The sequence below is a fragment of the Kitasatospora sp. NPDC127111 genome, from assembly GCF_042677465.1.
In the GTDB taxonomy this organism is placed as follows: Bacteria; Actinomycetota; Actinomycetes; order Streptomycetales; family Streptomycetaceae; genus Kitasatospora.
Genome location: NZ_JBHXTG010000001.1, coordinates 138,808 through 160,614, shown reverse-complemented (window position 1 = coordinate 160,614; position 21,807 = coordinate 138,808). Strand labels below are relative to the sequence as shown.

The 21,807-nt window shown below is 71.9% G+C and carries 16 protein-coding genes and 1 tRNA gene; all 17 read right to left on the bottom strand.

Annotated elements, in window-relative coordinates; genetic code table 11:
• Window positions 1-26: 26 nt before the first annotated feature.
• Window positions 27-1,370 (bottom strand): serpin family protein, encoded by a 1,344-nt coding sequence (locus ACFVHB_RS00780; protein WP_380314076.1) that lies wholly within the window; start codon window positions 1,368-1,370, stop codon window positions 27-29.
• A gap of 54 nt (window positions 1,371-1,424) precedes the next feature.
• On the bottom strand, window positions 1,425-2,423 hold the full coding sequence (locus ACFVHB_RS00775; RefSeq protein WP_380314075.1) for an ADP-ribosylglycohydrolase family protein: 999 nt from the start codon (window positions 2,421-2,423) through the stop codon (window positions 1,425-1,427).
• 21 nt (window positions 2,424-2,444) lie between these two features.
• Complete coding sequence (locus ACFVHB_RS00770) at window positions 2,445-3,656, bottom strand: cytochrome P450 (protein WP_380314074.1); 1,212 nt, start codon at window positions 3,654-3,656, stop codon at window positions 2,445-2,447.
• Between the two features lie 98 nt (window positions 3,657-3,754).
• Window positions 3,755-4,495 carry an NAD-dependent deacetylase gene (locus ACFVHB_RS00765; RefSeq protein ID WP_380314073.1) on the bottom strand — a complete coding sequence of 247 codons (741 nt, stop codon included), beginning with the start codon at window positions 4,493-4,495 and terminating at the stop codon, window positions 3,755-3,757.
• 171 nt (window positions 4,496-4,666) lie between these two features.
• On the bottom strand, window positions 4,667-5,302 hold the full coding sequence (locus ACFVHB_RS00760) for a hypothetical protein (protein ID WP_380314072.1): 636 nt from the start codon (window positions 5,300-5,302) through the stop codon (window positions 4,667-4,669).
• 167 nt (window positions 5,303-5,469) lie between these two features.
• Window positions 5,470-6,150 (bottom strand): response regulator, encoded by a 681-nt coding sequence (locus ACFVHB_RS00755; protein WP_380314071.1) that lies wholly within the window; start codon window positions 6,148-6,150, stop codon window positions 5,470-5,472.
• Window positions 6,147-7,340, bottom strand: a complete 1,194-nt coding sequence (locus ACFVHB_RS00750) for a sensor histidine kinase (RefSeq protein ID WP_380314070.1) — start codon at window positions 7,338-7,340, stop codon at window positions 6,147-6,149. Before ACFVHB_RS00750 ends, ACFVHB_RS00755 begins: the two co-directional genes overlap by 4 nt.
• Before the next feature lie 82 nt (window positions 7,341-7,422).
• Window positions 7,423-8,094, bottom strand: coding sequence for a DUF4097 family beta strand repeat-containing protein (locus ACFVHB_RS00745; RefSeq protein ID WP_380314069.1), 672 nt, complete (start codon window positions 8,092-8,094; stop codon window positions 7,423-7,425).
• Window positions 8,095-8,293: 199 nt separating this feature from the next.
• Window positions 8,294-8,367 (bottom strand) — tRNA-Met (locus tag ACFVHB_RS00740).
• 158 nt (window positions 8,368-8,525) lie between these two features.
• Complete coding sequence (locus ACFVHB_RS00735; RefSeq protein ID WP_380314068.1) at window positions 8,526-12,419, bottom strand: DNA-directed RNA polymerase subunit beta'; 3,894 nt, start codon at window positions 12,417-12,419, stop codon at window positions 8,526-8,528.
• Window positions 12,420-12,520: 101 nt separating this feature from the next.
• Window positions 12,521-15,997: a DNA-directed RNA polymerase subunit beta gene (rpoB, locus tag ACFVHB_RS00730; protein WP_380314067.1), complete on the bottom strand. Its 3,477-nt coding sequence runs from the start codon at window positions 15,995-15,997 to the stop codon at window positions 12,521-12,523.
• 737 nt (window positions 15,998-16,734) lie between these two features.
• On the bottom strand, window positions 16,735-17,118 hold the full coding sequence (rplL, locus tag ACFVHB_RS00725) for a 50S ribosomal protein L7/L12 (protein ID WP_380314066.1): 384 nt from the start codon (window positions 17,116-17,118) through the stop codon (window positions 16,735-16,737).
• Between the two features lie 88 nt (window positions 17,119-17,206).
• A complete protein-coding gene (gene rplJ / locus ACFVHB_RS00720; RefSeq protein ID WP_380314065.1) occupies window positions 17,207-17,770 on the bottom strand; it encodes a 50S ribosomal protein L10 in 564 nt (187 codons plus the stop codon).
• A gap of 359 nt (window positions 17,771-18,129) precedes the next feature.
• The gene (locus tag ACFVHB_RS00715) at window positions 18,130-18,990 is read right to left on the bottom strand and encodes a hypothetical protein (RefSeq protein ID WP_380314064.1); all 861 of its coding nucleotides are present in this window, start codon (window positions 18,988-18,990) and stop codon (window positions 18,130-18,132) included.
• Window positions 18,991-19,071: 81 nt separating this feature from the next.
• The gene (locus ACFVHB_RS00710; protein WP_380314063.1) at window positions 19,072-20,016 is read right to left on the bottom strand and encodes a hypothetical protein; all 945 of its coding nucleotides are present in this window, start codon (window positions 20,014-20,016) and stop codon (window positions 19,072-19,074) included.
• 70 nt (window positions 20,017-20,086) lie between these two features.
• Window positions 20,087-20,908, bottom strand: coding sequence for a hypothetical protein (locus tag ACFVHB_RS00705; RefSeq protein ID WP_380314062.1), 822 nt, complete (start codon window positions 20,906-20,908; stop codon window positions 20,087-20,089).
• Window positions 20,909-21,003: 95 nt separating this feature from the next.
• A complete protein-coding gene (locus ACFVHB_RS00700; RefSeq protein ID WP_380314061.1) occupies window positions 21,004-21,789 on the bottom strand; it encodes a hypothetical protein in 786 nt (261 codons plus the stop codon).
• Window positions 21,790-21,807 lie beyond the last annotated feature (18 nt).

Below are 21,807 nucleotides of genomic sequence, written 5' to 3'. Positions count from 1 at the left end.
GCTGGCCGCCCGGCCGTACCCGGTGCTCAGCGGGCCTGCGGGTCGGTGACCTGGCCGAGGAAGAGCGGCCGGCCGGTGCCGGTGTCCCGGATCAGGAAGAGGAACGGCCGGTCGATGTGCAGCTGGACGGGCCGCTTCGGCGCGGCCGCCCCCGCCACCCCGATGCTGACGCCGCTGCCGGCCGCGGCCACGGTGCCCTCCTCGTCCACCTCGATGGTGGCCTTCTGCACCACGGCGCCGATCTTCAGCCGTTCGGACGTGCCGGGCCCGGGGATGCCGCCGAGGTCGGCGTCGTCGAAGGCGGCGTTGACGCCGAGCGCGCGCAGCGTCGGCGTCAGCTCGTTGGCCGTGTCGAAGTGGAAGCGCGGCAGGGTGAGGTCGACCGACCGTTCGGCGAGCGAGTCCAGGATCAGCTTGAGCTGGGCCTGGTCCAGGCCCTTGGCGAAGGCCGCGAAGCCGCCCTGCGCGGGGACCAGCAGGTCCATCGCCAGCCCGCCGTCGGCGTACGGGAGTTCGACGGCCTGCCAGGGCTCGCCGAGGATGCCGCCGGAGCCCTCGGCGTAGCGGAACATGCCGGCCTGGGCCATCGTGCTGACGGCGGGGGTGGAACCGTCGAGCCGGTGGAACGGCCGGTCGGAGGTCTCCGCGGCCTTGAACGGGGAGGCCCACTTCGCCTTGAGGTGGAGCGCGTCGGTGAGCGCCAGCCGGGTGTCCGCGTTGATCATGTTCGGGCCGAAGAGGTCCTTGATCCGGCCCTCGGTCGCCTTCTCGACGGCCGCGTTGACGGCCTTGCGGGCGCCCTCCGGGTCCTTGCGGAAGTCGGTGGTGTGCACGCCGGTGTCGAAGGCGGCGGCGAGGGTGGCCAGGTAGCCCTGGTCGAGCGGGAAGCCCTGCTGCGCCCAGAGGTCGTCGGACTGCCGCAGGGTGAGCCCGTCGGTGGGCGGGATGCGGTGGTTCAGGGCGCCGGTGGCGAGGGCGTACTGCTGCGGGGTGAGCTCGGTGTGCAGAGCCTTGGCGAGCTCGTCGGCGGTGGCGCCGCGGGCGCCGGGCAGCACCATGGCGAGCGCGGTGGCCAGGCCGGACGGCGAGAGCACCACGTTGCGGCCGGCCCGGTCGGGCGCGGCGGTGAGGGTGTGCAGCAGGTCCAGGCCGAAGGCGTCGGTGGCGGCCGCGGTGGCGGCGACCTGCGCCGGGTCGGCAGCCGGCGGCGAGGCGGTCACCGAGGCCCGGACGACGGCGGGCGCGGCGGCGCCGGTGGAGCCGCAGCCGCTGAGCAGCGGTGCGGCGAGGGCCGCGGTGAGCGTCGCGGTGAGAAGCAGGACCGCGGGGCGGCGGGCGGGGGACCGGGTTCCGTGCGTGCGGCTCGTCATGGCGGTTCGACGTGGCGGGCCACCGGCCGGTTCCACCCGTCCGCCCCGGGGGGCTCAGTCCCAGAGCGCCCCGAGCTCCAGCAGCTCGTCCCGGTACTCGATCCGCTCCACCCAGTCCGCCGGCCAGGCCTCCCCGCCGTGGTGGGCGCCGGCGAAGGCGCCGGTCAGACAGGCGATCGAGTCGGAGTCGCCGGAGGAGTACGCGGCGCGGCGGACGGCGGCCACCGGGTCGTCCGGCAGCAGCAGGAAGCAGAGCAGCCCGGTGGCGAGCGCCTCCTCGGCGATCCAGCCCTCGCCGGTGGCCAGGCACGGGTCGGCCTCGACGTCCGGCGCGGCGAGCGCGGCGGCCAGCCGGTCGAGCACGCGGAGGCACTCGTCCCAGCCGCGGGCGATGAAGGACTCCGGGGAGTGGTCGTGGGCGTGCGCCGCGAGGTCGCCGAGCCAGAACTCGTCGTAGCGGGTGCGGCTGGCCAGCGCGTACGCGCGCAGGACGGGGAGCAGCCCGGCGGGCGGCAGCCCCTCGGCGAGCTTGCGGACGGCGTACGCGGTGAGGTCGCTGGCCGCGAGCGCGGTGGGGTGGCCGTGGGTGAGCCCGGACTGCAGCTGGGCCGCGCCGGCCAGCTGCCGGGTGTCGAGCTCGCGGACCAGGCCGATCGGGGCGACCCGCATGTTGGCGCCGCAGCCCTTGGAGCCGACGTCGCTCGCCTCCTGCCAGCGGCGGCCGTGGGAGAGCCGCTCGCAGGAGCGCATGCAGGTGCCGCCGGGGGCGCGGTTGTTCTCCGGCGAGCGCCACCAGTCCACGTACTCCGCGCGGACCGGAGGCTCCAGCCGCAGCGGGTCGAGCGGCCCGCGCTCCAGGGCGGTGCGCAGGCCGCGGCCGAGGGCGAGCGCCATCTGGGTGTCGTCGGTGACGAGGGCCTTCTCGGGAAGCGGGAGCCGCCGCCAGTCCGGGCCCTCGTACGCGGCGATCACGTCGATCGTGCGGAACTCGGTCAGCCGCCCGAGGGCGTCCCCGATCGCCAGCCCCAGCAGTGCCCCCGTCGCCTTGCCCATTCCCGGCTCCCCCCGGCCCTCTCAGACCTCGACCAGCAGTTCCTTTAGCCCCCGGATCACGTAGCCCGGGCGCCATTCGGGCTCGCGGACCGGCCGCAGGCCCGGCGCCCGGCGCAGCAGCGCGCCGAACGACTCGGTGAGCTCCAGTCTGGCAAGCGGGGCGCCGAGACAGAAGTGGATTCCGGCGCCGAAGGTGAGGTGCGGGTTGTCGGTGCGGCCGAGGTCGAGCCGGTCCGGGTCGGCGAAGCGCTCGGGGTCGCGGTTGGCGGAGCCGAAGAGCAGGGCGACCTCGGAGCCGCGCGGGACGGTGACCCCGCGGACCTCGATGTCCTCCAGCACCCAGCGCTCGAACAGCTGCAGCGGCGTGTCCCAGCGCATCAACTCCTCGACGGCGGTGGGCAGCAGGCCGTCGACGTCGCCGCGCAGCCGGGCCAGCTCGGCCGGGTTGCGGAACAGCGCCCACCAGCCGTTGCCGGTGGTGTTGACGGTCGCCTCGTGGCCGGCGTTGAGCAGCAGCACGCAGGTGGAGATCATCTCCTGCTCGCTGAGCGCGTCGGAGCCGTCCTGGGCCTGGATCAGCGCGCTGATCAGGTCCTCGCCGGGGGCGGCCCGGCGCTCGCGGATCAGCGCCCGCAGGTAGTCGGAGAACTCGATGCTCGCGGTGACGGCCCGGCGGGCGGCCTCCTCGGTCGGGTTGAGCTCGTACATGCCGGTGATGTCGGCGGACCACGGGCGCAGCAGGTGCCGGTCGGACTCGGGGACGCCGAGCATCTCGGCGATCACCGCGACCGGCAGCGGCTCGGCGACGGCGGTGATCAGGTCACCGCCGCCGGCCGCGAGCAGGCCGTCGACCAGTTCGCCGGCGAGCCGCCGCACGGTCGGCCGCAGCCCCTCGACCATGCGCGGGGTGAAGGCCTTGGAGACCAGCCGCCGGATCCGGGTGTGGTCCGGCGCCTCCAGGTCGAGCAGTCCGTGGTCGTTCAGCGTGTGGAACGGCTCGTGCGCCGGGTCGGGGGCGGGCCGCCCGAACTCCTCGTGGGTGAAGCGGTGGGTGTACGTCCGCCCGAGCCGCCGGTCCCGCAGCAGCGCGCTGACGTCCTCGTGCCGGGAGACCAGCCACTGGCCGCTGGGCTCGTAGTACGTCACCGGCGCGTGCTCGCGCAGCTCGGCGTACGCGTCGTACGGGTGGGCCACGAACGCCGCCGACCAGGGGTCGAACTTCGCCGTCGTCATCGCTCGATCAACTCCTGGCCGTGAGGGGGTAGCCGGGGTGATCATCGTACGCACGCGGCCTGTCCGTTTTAAGAGTCCCCGGCTTCCGAGTGCACGGCTCAGGAGTGTTCGGCCAGCAGCCGCCGCACCAGCGCCGGGAGGGCGGTGGAGATCGGCTCGCGGATCACCTCGGCCGCCGCCGCGTCGAACGGCGTGGGCTCGCCGTTCACCACGATCAGACGGGCGCCGGACTCCAGGGCGATCTGCGGGAGCGAGGCCACCGGGTAGACCTGGAGGCTGGTGCCGACGGCGATGAAGAGGTCGCAGTTCTTGGCGATCGCGTCGGCCTGCCGCAGCACCACCGGGTCCAGCGCCTCGCCGAACATCACCGTGCGGGGCTTGAGCACCCCGCCGCAGGCCCGGCAGTCGGGATCCGGCTCCCCCGCGGCGACGCGCTCCAGCGCCTCCGCCATCGACCCCACCTCCCGGCACGCCACGCACTGCACCTCCCGTGCGGTGCCGTGCAGTTCGAGCACCTTGCGGGCCGTCAGCCCGGCCCGCTGGTGCAGGCCGTCGACGTTCTGGGTGAGCACCCGGACCGGCAGCCCGCCGCGCTCCAGCTCGACCAGGGCGCGGTGGCCGGCGTTGGGCTCGGCGGCGAGCGCGCCCGCGTCCCGGCGCAGCAGCCAGGCGCGGCGGCGGACCTCCGGATCGGCCAGGTAGGGGCCGATGGTGACCAGCCGTTGGGCCTGCGGGTCGCGCTGCCAGAGGCCGTTCGGGCCGCGGTAGTCGGGGATGCCGGAGTCGGTGGAGATGCCGGCGCCGGTGAGCACGGCGATCAGCGGGCGCTTCGCGTTCATGACCCGGACGCTACGGGCCGGGGCGGCCGGGCCGCCACCGGAATTCCGGCTGCGCCGCGTCGACTCCCGACGCGCCCCGACCCGGGCAGGACCGGCCTTTGATCGCCCGGACCGGAGGGGGCCCCGCCCGGACCGGAGGGGCCCGCGGTGCCGCCCACCGCGGCCCGGCGGTCAGGACGCGCCGAGCCGCGCGGCGCGCCCGGCCGGCCCGCCGAAGCCGGCCAGCGGGGCCAGCGCCGCCAGGTAGAGCACCGCGGCCGCCGGGATCAGGGCCAGGTCGGCCGCCGCCAGCACGGTGCCGGCCAGCACCAGCACCGGGCTCCACCGGCGCAGCGTGCGCGCCCGCCCCGTGGAGGCGGCCACCAGCAGCGCCAGCAGGCCGACGTAGAAGAGCAGCGGGCCGACCGAGTAGAACGCCGGCAGCACCCCCGGCCGGCTCTGGATGTCGTCGAACAGCCGGTGCTGGTCCGCCTTGTCGACGGCCACCGCCCCGACGTACAGGTCGATGCCGATCTGCCCCAGCGACGCCGCCAGGCCCGCGAAGGCCACCCCCGCGGCCGTGTCCGCCGTCAGCCGGCCCGCCGCGCCGCTCGGCGCGAGCCGCCCGCGCAGCGCCGCGAGCACCACGCCGAAGAGCAGCAGCCCCGCGAACATCAGGCTGTGGCCGACCATCCAGCCGGGGCCCGGGTCCCGGGAGCCGTCCAGCAGCCGGATGCCGCCGTACAGCGCCATCAGGGCGGGGCCGCCGACTACGGCGAGCGGGGTGAGGCGGTCGAGCTTCGAGGTCAGGTCGAGCTTCGAGGTCATGGTCTGCTCCGTCTGCGAGGTCCGTACCGACACCGCAGATGCTGTCCGCCGCGGGCCTCGTCGCGGATCGCCCGCACCGGCGAACCACCGCACTCCCCCGCAAGGGGGAGGCCCGCACGGGGGAGGCCCGCACGGGGAGCCCCGCACGGGCCTCCCGGCCGGGGCCCTCAGCCCTCCCCCGCGACGACCGCCCCCGCCTCGTACGCGAACACCACCGCGTGCACCCGGTCCCGCAGCCCCAGCTTGCTCAGCACATTGCTGACGTGCGTCTTCACCGTGTGCTCGCTCACCACCAGCTCGGCCGCGATCTCCGCGTTGGAGAGCCCGCGCGCCAGCAGCCGCAAGGTCTCCCGCTCCCGCGCGGTCAGCTGCTCCAGCAGCCGGGACGACGCCCGCACCGCCCGCTCGGGGGAGCCGGGCCGGCGCGCGGCGAACTCGCCGATCAGCCGCCTGGTCACGGACGGCGCCAGCAGCGCCTCGCCGGAGGCCACCATCCGCACCCCGTGCGCCAGGTCGTCCCGCCGGACGTCCTTCAGCAGGAACCCGCTCGCCCCCGCGTACAGCGCGTCGAACACGTAGTCGTCGATGTCGAAGGTGGTCAGCATGATCACCTTGGTGTCCGGGTACTCGGCGCAGACCCGGCGGGCCGCCTCCAGACCGTCCATCACCGGCATCCGGACGTCGAGCAGCAGCACGTCGGGACGGTGCTCGCGGACCGCCTCGACCGCCTCGGCGCCGTCGCAGGCCTCCGCGACCACCTCGATGTCCGGCTGCGCGTCCAGGATCATCCCGAACCCGGCCCGCACCAGCTCCTGGTCGTCCGCGACCACGACCCGTATCGGCGTCATCCGCCCACCCTCTCCGCCAGGCCCGCTGCGCCCAACGGCAGCCGGGCGCTCACCAGGAAACCCCTGCCCCGCGGTCCGGGCCCGGCCTCGGCCCGTCCGCCGCAGGCCGCCGCCCGCTCCCGGATGCCGACCAGACCCCGCCCGCCGGACCAGTCGCTCACCGCCCGGTCGGCCCGCAGCCGCACCCCGCGCCCGTCGTCGGACACCAGCACCGCCAGCTCCTCCCCCGCCCGGACCACCCGCACCGAGGCCCGCGAGGCACCGGAGTGCTTCACGGTGTTGGTCAGCGCCTCCTGCACGATCCGGTACGCCGCCGCCTGCACCTCGGCCGGCACCGGCCCGCCGCGGTCGTCGCCGTCCAGCTCCAGCTCGACCCGCAGCCCGGCCCCGCGCACCCGCTCGGCGAGCGCGGTCAGTTCGGCCAGTCGCGGCTGCGGCGCCAGCTCCGGCGCCGCGCCGTCCTCCTTCAGCACCCCGAGCACCCGGCGCAGCTGCACCATCGCGTCGCGGCCCGTGTCGGCGATGGTGTCGAACGCCCGGACCGCCCGCTCGGGATCGCCGTGCACCACCAGCGGCCCGGCCTCGGCCTGGATCACCATCAGCGAGACGGCGTGCGCCAGGATGTCGTGCATCTCCCGGGCGATCCGGGACCGCTCCTCGGCCACCGCCCGCGCCGCGTCACTGGCCGCCCGCCGCCCGGCCTCCTCGGCCCGCTCGGTCTCCGCCCGCGCCAGCCGGCGCAGCTCGCGCACCAGCGAGCCGAAGACGAAGGTGCCGATGGTCAGCAGCAGGCTGAAGAACGCGCCGTTCACCGAGTGCGTGCCCAGGATGTTGGAGACCACCAGGACCCCCAGCAGCAGCCCGCGCTGCCAGTCCGCGGCCCGGTCCGCCACCGTGTAGATGGTGACCACCGCGTACACCGGGATCTGCGGCATCACCGAGTGGGCGAGCACCGACACCGGAACCGACGCCAGTCCACTGAGCGCGGCCACCGCCAGCGGCGCCCGGCGCCGCCAGGGCAGCGGCAGGGCGGTGCCGAGCGTCATCGCATAGACCCACCAGGGCCAGTCCGTGTCGTCGTTCCAGACCGACCAGACCGACACCGCGAACGAGAACAGCGCCAGCGGGACGTCCAGCAGGTACGGACTGCCCCCGGCCAGCCGGGTCCACCAGCGCGCCACTCGTCCCACGTTCGTCCCTCCCCCGGACACCGGGAGGTCACTCCCGCGGAGAAGATCATGCCCCACCGGCAGGACGGCCGGCACGCCGTGCTCACCCGTTCCCGACCGTGACACCGCCCGTCCCGGTCCGGGCCAGGATGCTGCGCGGCGCCCCCGGCTGCCGCGGCACCGCCACCTCCACCCCGCCCGTCCCGGCGCTCGCGTCCACCGCGTAGGCGTCCCCGGCCGGCACCCGCAGCCGGACCCCGCCGGTCTCGGTCCGGGCCTCGACCTTCCCCGGCGCGGCGGCGAAGGACGCCTCGATCCCGCCGGTCCCGGACCGCAGCAGCGCCGTCGGCGAGGTCAGCCCGCTCGCCTCCACCCCGCCGGTGGAGACCGTCGCCTCGACCTCGCCCGCCAGCCCGCTCAGCCGCACCCCGCCGGTCTCGGCCGTCACCCGGACCTTCGTCCCGGCCGGCACGTCGATCTCGTAGCCGATCCCGCACTCGTCGCAGTCGTAGGTCAGCGTCAGCGTGCCGTCCTTCAGCTCGTGGCTGCTGCGCGGCGCCTCGCCGTCGAAGCTCTGGTGCTCGGTGACCTTCGCCCCGCTGCCGGCTCCGCCGCGCACGGTGACCCCGCCGGTGTGCCCCTCGACCACCAGCACCCGCACCGGCTCGGTCACCGCGTACGAGACGTCCCGCCGCTCGTCGTCGTCCCAGACGCATCCCGACATCCCGAGCAGCACCGCGCCCGTGATCGCCGCCGCCCCCAGTGCCCGCCTCATCCTCGGCTCCCCTCCACGTCCGTCCGTTCCGACGCCGAAGAGCCTCCCTCGCCCCGCCCCGCCGCCGCCTCGCCCGGACGGGCGGTTTCCCCGCCTCCCCCGCCCGGGGGAGCCGGAGCCGGTGAGGCGCCCCGCGGCGGCCGGGCCCGGGAACGCCGAAGGGCCCGGAGGCGAGATGCCTCCGGGCCCTTCGATGCAGTAGCGGGGACAGGATTTGAACCTGCGACCTCTGGGTTATGAGCCCAGCGAGCTACCGAGCTGCTCCACCCCGCGTCGGTGAACACGACCCTACGCGACTTCGCCCGAGAAGCCCAATCGATTGATCCGACGGCACCGGAGACAGCGCGGAACGCCCCCGCGGACGGAGCCGGGAACGCCGCAGGGCGGCCACCCCGGATGGGGTGACCGCCCTGCGATCGGTGACGCGCGACTCAGCCGGTGTACGGGCCGTAGTCGTAGTCGTCCAGCGGGACCGCCTGGCCGGAGCCGGCGCCGAAGGGCGACAGGTCGTAGTCGTCGTAGCCGACGGCCGAGTACATGGCGGCCTTGGCCTCCTCGGTCGGCTCGACCCGGATGTTGCGGTAGCGGGGCAGACCCGTACCGGCCGGGATGAGCTTACCGAGGATGACGTTCTCCTTGAGGCCCAGCAGCGGGTCCGACTTGGCGTGGATCGCCGCGTCGGTGAGGACCCGGGTCGTCTCCTGGAAGGAGGCGGCCGACAGCCAGGACTCGGTGGCCAGCGAGGCCTTGGTGATACCCATCAGCTGCGGACGGCCGGAGGCGGGGTGACCGCCCTCGGAGACCACGCGACGGTTCTCCTGCTCGAAGCGGCCGCGCTCGACGAGCTCGCCCGGGAGCAGCTCGGCGTCGCCCGACTCGATGATCGTCACGCGGCGGAGCATCTGCCGGATGATGATCTCGATGTGCTTGTCGTGGATCGACACGCCCTGCGAGTTGTAGACCTTCTGGACCTCGGCGACCAGGTGGACCTGGACGGCACGCTGGCCCATGATCCGCAGCACGTCGTGCGGGTTGGTGGCACCCATGGTCAGCTTCTGGCCGACCTCGACCGCCTCGCCCTCGCTGACGAGCAGCTTCACGCGCTTCGAGACCGGGTAGGCGATCTCGTCGCTGCCGTCGTCCGGCGTGATGACCAGCTTGCGGGTCTTCTCGGTGTCCTCGATGCGGACGCGGCCGGCGGCCTCCGAGATCGGGGCCACACCCTTGGGGGTACGGGCCTCGAAGAGCTCGACGACACGCGGCAGACCCTGGGTGATGTCGTCACCCGCCACACCACCGGTGTGGAAGGTACGCATGGTCAGCTGGGTACCGGGCTCACCGATGGACTGGGCGGCGATGATGCCGACCGCCTCACCGATGTCGACCAGCTTGCCGGTGGCCAGCGAGCGCCCGTAGCACATGGCACAGGTGCCGACGGCCGACTCACAGGTCAGGATCGAGCGGGTCTTGACCTCGGCGATGCCGTGGCGGATCAGCTCGTCGATCAGCACGTCACCGAGGTCGGTGTTGGCGGTGGCGAGGAGCTTGCCGTCCACCGTGATGTCCTCGGCGAGCATGCGGGCGTACACGCTGGTCTCGACGTCGTCGGCCTTGCGCAGCACGCCGTCGGCGCCCACGGAACCGATCGCCAGCTTCAGGCCGCGCTCGGTGCCGCAGTCCTCCTCGCGAATGATGACGTCCTGGGAGACGTCGACCAGACGACGGGTGAGGTAGCCGGAGTCGGCGGTACGGAGGGCGGTGTCGGCCAGACCCTTACGGGCACCGTGGGTGGAGATGAAGTACTCCAGCACGGAGAGACCCTCACGGAACGACGCCTTGATGGGTCGCGGAATGGTCTCGTTCTTGGCGTTCGACACCAGACCACGCATACCGGCGATCTGGCGCATCTGCATCATGTTCCCTCGGGCGCCCGAGTCGACCATCATGAAGATGGGGTTCGTCTTCGGGAAGTTCGCGGACATGGCGTCCGCGACCTCGTTGGTCGCCTGGGTCCAGATGCCGACGAGCTCCTGCTTGCGCTCGTCGTTGGTGATCAGACCGCGCTCGTACTGCTTCTGGACCTTCTCCGCCTTCGCCTCGAAGCCCTCCAGGATCTGGGGCTTGCTCGGCGGGACGATGACGTCCGAGATCGAGACGGTGACACCCGAGCGGGTCGACCAGTGGAAGCCGGCCGCCTTCAGGTTGTCCAGGGTCGCCGCGACGACGACCTTGGGGTAGCGCTCCGCCAGGTCGTTGACGATCGCGGAGAGCTGCTTCTTGCCCACCTCGTAGTCGACGAACGGGTAGTCCTCGGGCAGCAGCTCGTTGAAGAGCGCGCGGCCCAGGGTGGTGTTCAGGCGGAAGGACTCGCCCTCGAACCAGGTCGGCTGACCGTCCTCGTCCACCGGCGCGGTCCAGCCGCGGGGCGGGACGGTGCCGATCGGCAGGCGCAGCTCGATCGGGGCCTGGACGTCCAGCTCGCGGGCGTCGAAGGCCATGATCGCCTCGGCGGTCGACGAGAAGGAGCGGCCGGCGCCCTTCACGTTCTCGCGGTCCGAGGTCAGGAAGAACAGACCGAGCACCATGTCCTGGGTCGGCATGGTGACGGGGCGACCGTCGGCCGGCTTCAGGATGTTGTTCGAGGACAGCATCAGGATGCGGGCCTCGGCCTGCGCCTCCGCGGAGAGCGGCAGGTGGACGGCCATCTGGTCACCGTCGAAGTCCGCGTTGAACGCGGTGCAGACGAGCGGGTGGATCTGGATGGCCTTGCCCTCGACCAGCTGCGGCTCGAAGGCCTGGATGCCGAGGCGGTGCAGGGTGGGTGCACGGTTCAGCAGCACCGGGTGCTCGGCGATGACCTCTTCGAGCACGTCCCACACGACCGGGCGGGCGCGCTCGACCATGCGCTTGGCCGACTTGATGTTCTGCGCGTGGTTCAGGTCGACCAGGCGCTTCATCACGAACGGCTTGAAGAGCTCCAGCGCCATGGCCTTGGGCAGACCGCACTGGTGCAGCTTGAGCTGCGGGCCGACGACGATGACCGAACGGGCCGAGTAGTCGACGCGCTTGCCGAGCAGGTTCTGGCGGAAACGACCCTGCTTGCCCTTCAGCATGTCGCTGAGGGACTTCAGCGGACGGTTGCCGGGGCCCGTGACCGGGCGGCCGCGACGACCGTTGTCGAACAGGGCGTCGACCGCCTCCTGGAGCATGCGCTTCTCGTTGTTCACGATGATCTCGGGCGCGCCGAGGTCGAGAAGCCGCTTCAGGCGGTTGTTGCGGTTGATGACGCGGCGGTACAGGTCGTTCAGGTCGGAGGTCGCGAAGCGGCCACCGTCCAGCTGCACCATCGGACGCAGGTCCGGCGGGATGACCGGGACGCAGTCCAGCACCATGCCGTTGGGCTTGTTGGTGGTCTGCAGGAACGCCGAGACGACCTTGAGGCGCTTCAGCGCACGGGTCTTCTTCTGGCCCTTGCCGGTGCGGATGATCTCGCGCAGGCGCTCGGACTCCTCCGCCAGGTCGAAGGTCTCCAGGCGGTCCTTGAGGGCCGCCGCGCCCATCGAGCCGGAGAAGTAGGTGCCGAAGCGGTCGCGCAGCTCGCGGTAGAGCAGCTCGTCGCCCTCGAGGTCCTGGACCTTGAGGTTCTTGAAGCGGGCCCACACCTCGTCGAGGCGGTCGAGCTCGCGCTGCGCGCGGTCGCGCAGCTGCTTCATCTCGCGCTCGGCGCCCTCGCGCACCTTGCGGCGCACGTCGGCCTTGGCGCCCTCGGCCTCCAGCTCGGCCAGGTCGGTCTCGGCCTTCTTGGCGCGGGCCTCGAGGTCGGCGTCGCGGCGGTTCTCGATCTGCTGGCGCTCGACCGAGACGTGCGCCTCCAGGGACGGGAGGTCGCGCTGGCGACGCTCGTCGTCCACCCAGGTGATCATGTAGGCGGCGAAGTAGATGACCTTCTCGAGGTCCTTCGGCGCCAGGTCGAGCAGGTAGCCCAGACGGGACGGGACACCCTTGAAGTACCAGATGTGGGTGACCGGGGCGGCCAGCTCGATGTGGCCCATCCGCTCGCGGCGCACCTTGGCGCGGGTCACCTCGACGCCGCAGCGCTCGCAGATGATGCCCTTGAAGCGGACGCGCTTGTACTTACCGCAGTAGCACTCCCAGTCCCGGGTCGGGCCGAAGATCTTCTCGCAGAAGAGGCCGTCCTTTTCGGGCTTCAGGGTGCGGTAGTTGATGGTCTCCGGCTTCTTGACCTCGCCGTGCGACCACTGGCGGATGTCGTCGGCGGTGGCCAGGCCGATGCGGAGCTCGTCGAAGAAGTTGACGTCAAGCACTGGTCGTCAAGCCCTCTTTCGTAAGTCGAGAGTCGTTCGTGTGGTCTGAGGGGGGCCTGGGGGCGGGCCGGCTGCTCAGCGGGCAGCCGGCCCAACCTCCGTCAGACCTCTTCGACGCTGCTCGGCTCGCGCCGGGACAGGTCGATGCCGAGCTCCTCGGCGGCGCGGAACACGTCCTCGTCGGAGTCCCGCATCTCGATGGACTGGCCGTCCGAGGACAGCACCTCCACGTTGAGGCAGAGCGACTGCATTTCCTTGATGAGGACCTTGAAGGACTCGGGAATGCCGGGCTCGGGGATGTTCTCGCCCTTGACGATGGCCTCGTAGACCTTCACACGGCCGAGAACGTCGTCGGACTTGATGGTGAGCAGCTCCTGCAGCGCGTACGCGGCGCCGTACGCCTCAAGGGCCCACACCTCCATCTCACCGAAGCGCTGACCACCGAACTGCGCCTTACCACCGAGCGGCTGCTGGGTGATCATCGAGTACGGGCCGGTCGAGCGGGCGTGCAGCTTGTCGTCGACCAGGTGGTGCAGCTTGAGGATGTACATGTAGCCGACCGAGATCGGCATCGGGAACGGCTCGCCGGAGCGGCCGTCGAACAGCTGGGCCTTGCCGGTGGAGTTCACCAGGCGCTCACCGTCACGGGTGAGGGTGGTGTTGTCCAGCAGACCGGTGATCTCGTCCTCGCGGGCGCCGTCGAAGACCGGGGTGGCGAGGTTGGTGCCGCCCTCGACGGTGTCGGCGCCGATCGCCTGCAGGCGCTGGGCCCACTCGTCGGCGAGGCCGGAGACGTCCCAGCCCTGCTTGGCGAGCCACCCGAGGTGGATCTCCAGGACCTGTCCCGGGTTCATTCGGGACGGGACGCCCAGCGGGTTGAGGATGATGTCGACCGGGGTGCCGTCGGCGAGGAACGGCATGTCCTCGACCGGCAGGATCTTGGAGATGACACCCTTGTTGCCGTGGCGGCCGGCGAGCTTGTCACCGTTGGTGATCTTGCGCTTCTGGGCCACGTAGACGCGGACCAGCTGGTTCACGCCCGGGGGCAGCTCGTCGCCCTCTTCGCGGTCGAAGACGCGGACGCCGATGACCTTGCCGGACTCACCGTGCGGCACCTTCAGCGAGGTGTCGCGGACCTCACGGGCCTTCTCACCGAAGATCGCGCGGAGCAGGCGCTCCTCCGGGGTCAGCTCGGTCTCACCCTTCGGGGTGACCTTGCCGACCAGGATGTCGCCGGTGACGACGTCGGCGCCGATGCGGATGATGCCGCGCTCGTCGAGGTCGGCGAGGACCTCCTCGGAGACGTTCGGGATGTCCCGGGTGATCTCCTCGGGGCCGAGCTTGGTGTCACGGGCGTCGACCTCGTGCTCCTCGATGTGGATCGAGGAGAGGACGTCGTCCTGCACGAGGCGCTGCGACAGGATGATCGCGTCCTCGTAGTTGTGACCCTCCCACGACATGAACGCCACGAGCAGGTTCTTGCCGAGGGCCATCTCGCCCTCGTCGGTGCACGGGCCGTCGGCCAGGACCTGGCCGGCCTCGACCCGGGCGCCCTCGTCCACGAGCACCTTCTGGTTGAAGGAGGTGCCCTGGTTCGAGCGGGTGAACTTGGCGGCGCGGTACGTGGTGTACGTGCCGTCGTCGTTGGCCACGGTGACGTAGTCGGCCGAGACCTCCTGGACGACACCGGCCTTCTCGGCGGTGATGACGTCGGCGGCGTCGACGGCGCAGCGGTACTCCATGCCGGTACCGACCAGCGGAGCCTCGCTCTTCAGCAGCGGCACCGCCTGGCGCATCATGTTCGAGCCCATGAGCGCGCGGTTGGCGTCGTCGTGCTCGAGGAACGGGATCATGGCGGTCGCGACCGACACCATCTGGCGCGGCGAGACGTCCATGTAGTCGATCTCGGTGCCCGGGATGTAGTCGATCTCGCCACCACGGCGGCGGACCAGGACGCGCGGCTCGGCGAAGTGCAGGTCCGCGGTCAGCGGCGCGTTCGCCTGGGCGATGACGTAGCGGTCCTCCTCGTCGGCGGTCAGGTAGTCCACCTGCTCGGTGACCACACCGTCGACGACCTTGCGGTACGGGGTCTCGATGAAGCCGAAGGCGTTGACCCGGCCGTACGAGGCCAGCGACCCGATCAGACCGATGTTCGGGCCTTCCGGGGTCTCGATCGGACACATGCGGCCGTAGTGCGAGGGGTGCACGTCACGGACCTCGAAGCCGGCGCGCTCACGGGAGAGACCACCGGGACCGAGGGCGGACAGACGACGCTTGTGGGTCAGGCCCGACAGCGGGTTCGTCTGGTCCATGAACTGCGACAGCTGGCTGGTGCCGAAGAACTCCTTGATGGAGGCGACGACCGGCCGGATGTTGATCAGGGTCTGCGGCGTGATCGCCTCGACGTCCTGGGTGGTCATGCGCTCGCGCACGACGCGCTCCATGCGGGCGAGACCCGTACGGACCTGGTTCTGGATGAGCTCGCCGACGTTGCGCAGGCGGCGGTTGCCGAAGTGGTCGATGTCGTCGACCTCGACCACGATGTCGCGGCCCTCGTCGTCACGCCACTCGGTCTCGCCCGCGTGCAGCTTCACCAGGTACTTGATCGCACCGATGATGTCCGGCTCGGTGAGCACGCCGGAGTCCAGCGACTCGGCGTTGCCCAGCTTGCGGTTGACCTTGTAGCGGCCGACCTTCGCGAGGTCGTAGCGCTTCGGGTTGAAGTAGAGGTTCTCCAGCAGCGTCTGCGCGGCCTCACGCGTCGGCGGCTCGCCCGGGCGCAGCTTGCGGTAGATGTCCAGCAGCGCGTCGTCCTGGCCCTGGGTGTGGTCCTTCTCCAGGGTGGCGCGCATCGACTCGTACTCGCCGAACTCCTCGAGAATCATCTCGTTGGTCCAGCCGAGCGCCTTGAGCAGCACGGTGACGGACTGCTTGCGCTTGCGGTCGATGCGGACGCCGACCATGTCGCGCTTGTCGATCTCCATCTCCAGCCAGGCACCACGCGAGGGGATGACCTTGCAGGAGTAGATGTCCTTGTCGGACACCTTGTCCAGGGTGGAGTCGAAGTACACACCCGGGGAGCGGACCAGCTGCGAGACGACGACACGCTCGGTGCCGTTGATCACGAACGTGCCCTTGTGGGTCATGAGCGGGAAGTCGCCCATGAAGACCGTCTGAGACTTGATCTCACCGGTCTCGTTGTTGGTGAACTCGGCCGTGACGAAGAGCGGAGCCGCGTACGTGAAGTCGCGGTCCTTGCACTCGTCAATGGAGTTCTTCGGCGGCTCGAAACGGTGGTCGCGGAAGGTCAGCGACATCGACCCGCTGAAGTCCTCGATCGGCGAGATCTCCTCGAAGATCTCCTCCAGACCGGACTTCGTGGGGACGTCCTGACCACTCTCCAGGGCCGCCTCGACCCGGGCCTTCCAGGCCGCGTTGCCGAGCAGCCAGTCAAAGCTCTCGGTCTGCAGGGCCAGGAGGTTCGGGACCTCAAGGGGCTCCTTGATCTTCGCGAACGAGACGCGGAGCGGGGCGGTGGATGCGGCGGAATTGTTCGAGGCGTTGCGCGGCGCGGCCAAGAGGGGGGTCCTTCCGAGGGCTCGGAGCTCACTACGCGCGTACCAGCCGGGCCTGCTTGGGCTTGGTCCCGCCTCCCTCGCCACTGGCTCTGCCGTGGGTGGAACCCCAGGTCAGAGCCGCTTTGCGGAGGCGATGCCAGACCCCTTCAGGGCAACGCAAACTCCGGGCGACGAGTCACGGAGCAGCTAACAGGCAGCGCAAAGGGACAGTGTAGCCAAACGGCACACTGCTGTCCAGCTCTGATTCGGAAACCGAATCGGAGACTCCTCCCGGTAGCCGGCGGGCGCGGACGCCCACCGGGTACTGCACTGGCCCGGGAACTCCCGGGCCTCCACAACTCACGTGGAGTCACTTCCCGCCGGAGGCGCTGGTTATGCATCCAGCGGCAAACCAACCGGGCGGGCTCGCGCCTTGAGAATCGCGCGCCGCGCCTGGTTCGTCAAGGGCCCGCCTCCGGCGCGGACCTCGACCCGTTCATCGCCGCTGACCCGCCCGGCGTTACAGAAGCCGTGGTGAGGGCCACTCTCGATGACAGCGATCACCATACCCGTCCGCACCGACGGTGCCGAGTGCGCTCTCGGCCACACGGCCCCGTCGGACCCGTCCGCGCGGCCGGGCCCGGGTACGCGAAGAGGCCGGGCCGACCACCCGCAAGGGTGATCGGCCCGGCCTCGGAGCTCCGGCCCCCTCAGAGGGGGCGCAGGGGCACCTCCCGGCCGCTAGGGCCGGGGGAGAGTCACTTGACGGTGACCTTGGCGCCGGCACCCTCGAGGGCGGCCTTGGCCTTCTCGGCAACGTCCTTGGCAACCTTCTCCAGGACCTTGGCACCAGCGGTGTCAACGAGGTCCTTGGCCTCCTTCAGGCCGAGGGAGGTCAGGGTGCGCACCTCCTTGATGACCTGGATCTTCTTGTCGCCGGCGGCGTCGAGGATGACGTCGAACTCGTCCTGCTCCTCAGCGGCCTCGGTCGGGGCGCCCGGGCCGGCAACGGCGGCAACGGCGACCGGAGCGGCAGCGGTGACGTCGAACTTGTCCTCGAAGGCCTTCACGAAGGCGGCGAGCTCGATGAGGGTGAGCTCCTCGAACTGCGCGAGCAGCTCGTCCTGGGTCAGCTTCGCCATGATGGCGTCCTTCCACTAAATCGGCAGGTGGTGCCGTATGTACGGGTTGGGCGGGCACGGGCCCGCAGCGAGGCGTGAGCCTGCGGAATTACTCCGCGGCCTCGTCCTCGGCGGCGGGAGCCGGCGTACCGGCACCGCCCTGCTCGACCTTGTCGCGCAGCGCGTCCACGGTGCGGACGAGCTTCGACGGCAGGGCCTGGAAGAGCGCGGCAGCCTGGGACTGCTTGGCCTTCAGGGCACCCGCCAGCTTGGCGAGCAGCACCTCGCGGGACTCGAGGTCCGCGAGCTTCTTGATGTCATCGGCGGACAGTGCCTTGCCGTCAAGGACACCGCCCTTGATGACGAGAGCGGGGTTGTCCTTGGCGAAGTCACGCAGAGCCTTCGCCGACTCCACCGGGTCACCGGTGACGAAGGCAACAGCCGTCGGACCGGCGAACAGGTCGTCGAGCTCAGTGATCCCGACCTCGTTGGCCGCGATCTTGGTCAGCGTGTTCTTCACCACGGCGTACTGGGCGTTCTCACCCAGCGAGCGACGCAGGGTCTTGACCTGCTTCACCGTAAGACCGCGGTACTCGGTCAGCACGGCCGCGTTCGAGCCACGGAACATCTCCGTGATCTCGGCGACGGCAGCAGCCTTGTCGGGCCTAGCCATAGGCGTACGCCTCCTTCCGTGATGTCGAAGTCGGGCCGACCGCAAGAGTCGACCATTCGCGCCGCGGACCACCGAACGGAAGGAAAGCTCCTGCGGAAAAGCAGATGAGCCCCGGTGCGCAGGCGCACGGGGCTCAGCACGACCTCGACAGGCCCACGCGCGAACACGGGGGACCCGGAAGTCCAAGCTCCAAACAATCCTGCGCGGGCTGCCTGCGACGAAGCGCAGATCCTTCGGTCGCGTACCTCTCGCGAGAGCACGGCGACAACCAGCGGTCTTTGGCTCGGCAACAATAACCGGCCTCCGCCGTCCGGGGCAAATCGCCCGCCCCCGCCGGTCCCGCTCCGGCCCTCCGCCGGTCAGCGGGCCAGCGGGGAGACGCCGCGGGTGCCCGCGTCCACGGCGTCCGCCTCGGCCGGTGCCTGCACCGACAGGGCGCCGGCGGGCTCGGAGTAGAGCACCGAGTCGTCCGCCCGGCCGCTCTCCCCGGTGCCGGTCCGCTGCAGCTTGACCAGCTGGTCCTTGTCGTTGAGCCAGAGGTCCAGGGTCAATGAGACCGACCCGCCGGGGGCGAGCGCGGCGCGCAGGCCCTCCCGGCGGGTCTGGCTCAGCTGGGACTGCGCGGCCGCGTAGCGCTCGGCGTTGGTGGTGACCCGGTAGTGCTCGACCGCCGAGTCCTCGAACTTCTCCTCGCCGACGTACTGCGCCTCCACCCCGTCCGCGGTCGCGGCGGCCAGCGCCTCGACCGGGTTGAGCAGGTCGATCAGCCCCGCGTACGGGATCTCCCGGTGGCCGTCCGCGCCCGGCGGGCCGGAGAACCGCTCCCAGTGCCGGCCGCCGAGCCGGGCCGCGGTGGCGGCGTCGCCGCCCTGGTACGCCACGGTGTCCACCACGATCAGCTGCTCGGCCTCGGCCGGGGTGGACCGTTTCACCTGCAGCGCGGTCTTCGGCAGCCAGAACAGCGGGCCGGAGCCGGCGTCCGCCCCCAGCCGGTAGCTGACCCTGGCCCGGCGGGCGGTCTGCATGGCGAGCTGGGCGGAGAGCAGGACCCCGTGCGGGGAGCGGTCGGTCGGCTTGGCCGGGCCGGTCGGCGAGGCACTGGTCGGCGTCGGCGTGCCGGACGGCGCGGGCGGTGCGTCACCGCCCCCGCCGCAGGCCGTCAGGCCGCCCGCCAGCAGCGCCGCGGCGACCGCCGCGGCCAGCCGCTGCCGCACCGCCATGCCGCTCCCCTTCCGTCCCGTCCGTACGGTCTGTCCCGCCCGTTCCGTCTGCTCCGAGTCACCTTGCCACCAGTCGGCCGGTCAGGTGGTGGCGCCCCCCTTGCCGGCCTTGAGGTCGGCGAGTTCCGCGACGTCGGAGGGGTCGGGCGCCTCGGTCGGGACCTTGGTGCCGTAGTCCGCGTAGGTGACGGTGACCTTGAACGGGCCGGCCTTGGTCTCGGCCTGCTCGGTCCGCTTGACCACCAGGTTGTCGGCGTCCACCCAGACGTCGACCGTCTCGCTGGTGATGCCGGCGGTGCTGAGGTTCTTCTTCAGCTTCTCGGCCTGCTCGGCGGTCAGCCCGCGGCCGGTCGCGGCGGCCAGGTCGGCCACGGCGAGCTCACCGGTGTAGTGCGTGGTCTGCTTGCCGCCGACGGTCTCCTGGCCGGCCTCGCTGACCTTGCCCGAGGCGATCAGGGTGCGGACGCCCTCGACCGGGTCGGCGTTCTTCAGCTGGTCGCCGCCGATCGCGCCCTGCTGGCCCAGGTCCGCGTAGCTGTAGTGCAGCCAGTGCTTGCCGTCCAGCTCCGTCACCGCCTGCCCGCCGACCCGCAGGTACATCCCGTCCTTGAGGTAGCGGGCCGTCATGGTGCTGCCGCCGGTGAGGGCGGAGAGCTTCTTGCCGGCCGGGGTGCCGGACATGTCCATCCGCAGCTCGCCCTGGAGGCCCTCGGCCCAGGAGACCGTCCCGGTGGCCGTGATCTGACCGCCGGCGAGGCTGATCTCCTCGGTGATCTTCGCGGAGGTCTGCGAGCCGGTCTTCTCGGTGACCAGCTTGAGGTAGGCGGCCGGGGTCAGCTTCGCCGGCGGCTCCTTGGTCGGCTCGGCCGTCGGGGTCGGCGCGGCGGTGGTCGGCTGCGCGGCGGCGGCCGTGGTCGGCGCGGCGGGCGCGGCGTCGGTCTTCTTCGCGTCGTTGTCGCACGCGGTCGCCGTCAGGGCCAGCGCGGCCACGACGACGGCTATGGCGGTGTTGCGGGTTCGAGCCATGATTCCCCCTCCGAGGGGCTCCGGGACGCACGGTGTGCCCGGGGATGACGAGGCGGCGGGCCTTCCGGGCTCAGCCGCCGAGGATCTTGGAGAAGTCCGCGCCGCTGCCGACCTCGGCGGCGGCGGGCGCTTCGATCCGGGGAGCGGAGCCGAGGCCCGAGTACGTCACGGTGACGGCCTGCTTCTCGCCGGCCTTGTCGCCGTACTCCCTGAGCTGCACCAGCTCCTGCTTCGCGTTGATCCAGAAGTCGACGGTCAGCGTGTTGCCGCTCACCGCGAGCGTCTGCTGGACGGCGGCGCGCTGGTCGGCGCCGAGCGCGGCCAGGGCCTCGGTGATCTTGGCGGCGTCCTCGACCGCGTGGTAGTGCGTGGTCTGCGCCCCGCCGACGGTCTCCGGCCCGACCTTGGCCGGACTGCCGGTCTGGGCCGCCACCGTCAGCTGGAGGACCGGATTGGTCACCTGGGCGGTGGTGAGGAACATCCCGGCCATCGGGCCGATGAGCTTGTCCTTCGGCCCGACCTTCGCCCAGTGCTTGCCACCGGCCCCGGCCGTCTTCTCGGCGCTGCCCAGGTAGACGTCGTCGCCGAGCACCCGGACCTTCGTCGTCGCCTTGCCCCGACCGGTCAGGTCGAGGTCGGTCCCCTGCTTCCACTGGGCGGCGCCGGCCATCGTGTCCTCGGGCAGCACCAGCTCGACGCTGCCGTTGCCGAACTTCTGCATCACCAGGGCCGAGGCGGCCAGCGCGGCCTTCGGGTCCAGTTCGAGCGCCTTGCCGGGGGCGGCGTCGCCCGCGGCCTTGGTGCCGGCCTTGCCGTCGCTGCCGCAGGCCGTCAGCCCGCTCACCAGGACGGCCGCCGTGACGGCGACGGAAGCGAGGCGCAGAGTACGCATGAAGAAACCCCCCGTTGGGACCTGATTCTCAGGTCGTCCCCGGGAGACTCTAACGAATCGCCGAGCGCGCGCCCCACCGGATATCCCCGGTCCGGTCACCCCGTCGCGGCCGGGCTCTCCGCGGGCGTTCCGGGGTCGGAGACGTCGGTCGTGGTGACCACGGTTCCGGCGCTGCCCTGGACGGTGGCGCGGAGCCGGACCAGCCGGTCGCCGGGCGCCACCCAGAAGTCGTAGCCGATCGCGGCGACCCCGTGCTGCTGGTACCAGCCGGCCAGCACGGCCCGCCGCTCCGGGGCCAGGCCCTCGTCGGCGGCGAGGAACTCGGCGACCGGCGCCGAGCCCCGGTAGTGCGCGACCGTGGTGCCGGCCAGCTGCTCGCCGCCGAGCGGGGTGAGCTTCCCGGCCAGCGCCATCGAGTGCGCCGGGCCGCCCGGGTTGGCGACCAGCCCGCTCAGCCAGCCGCCCGCGTAGGCCGCGCCGGGGGCCCGCGGGTCCAGCGACTCGGCGGCGGCCCGGTCCGCGCGCTTCGCCGGCCCCCCGTCGTACGCGAGCTCCAGCGATCCGTCCTGGGCCCGCAGCCGGGCGGTGCCCTGCTCGTCGGTGACGGTCAGGTCGGCGGTGTCCCCGGCGCCCCAGGCGACGGTGCCGGTGGCGGTGCGCCGCCCGGCCGGGCCCTCCTCGACCACCTGGACGCGGGCGCCGCCGGAGTCGTCCAGGGTCTGGGCGGCCGAGAGCAGCACCTGCTTGGGCGGCCGGACGGTCGCCGCCGCGTCGGCCGGCGTGCGGTCCCCCGAGACGGCCAGCAGGCTGCAGGCGGTGAGACAGCCGGCGAGCAGCAGCAGGGCCGCCCCCCAGGCGGCGGGGCGAAGGGCGGGCGGCACGGCACACTCCGGCGGTCA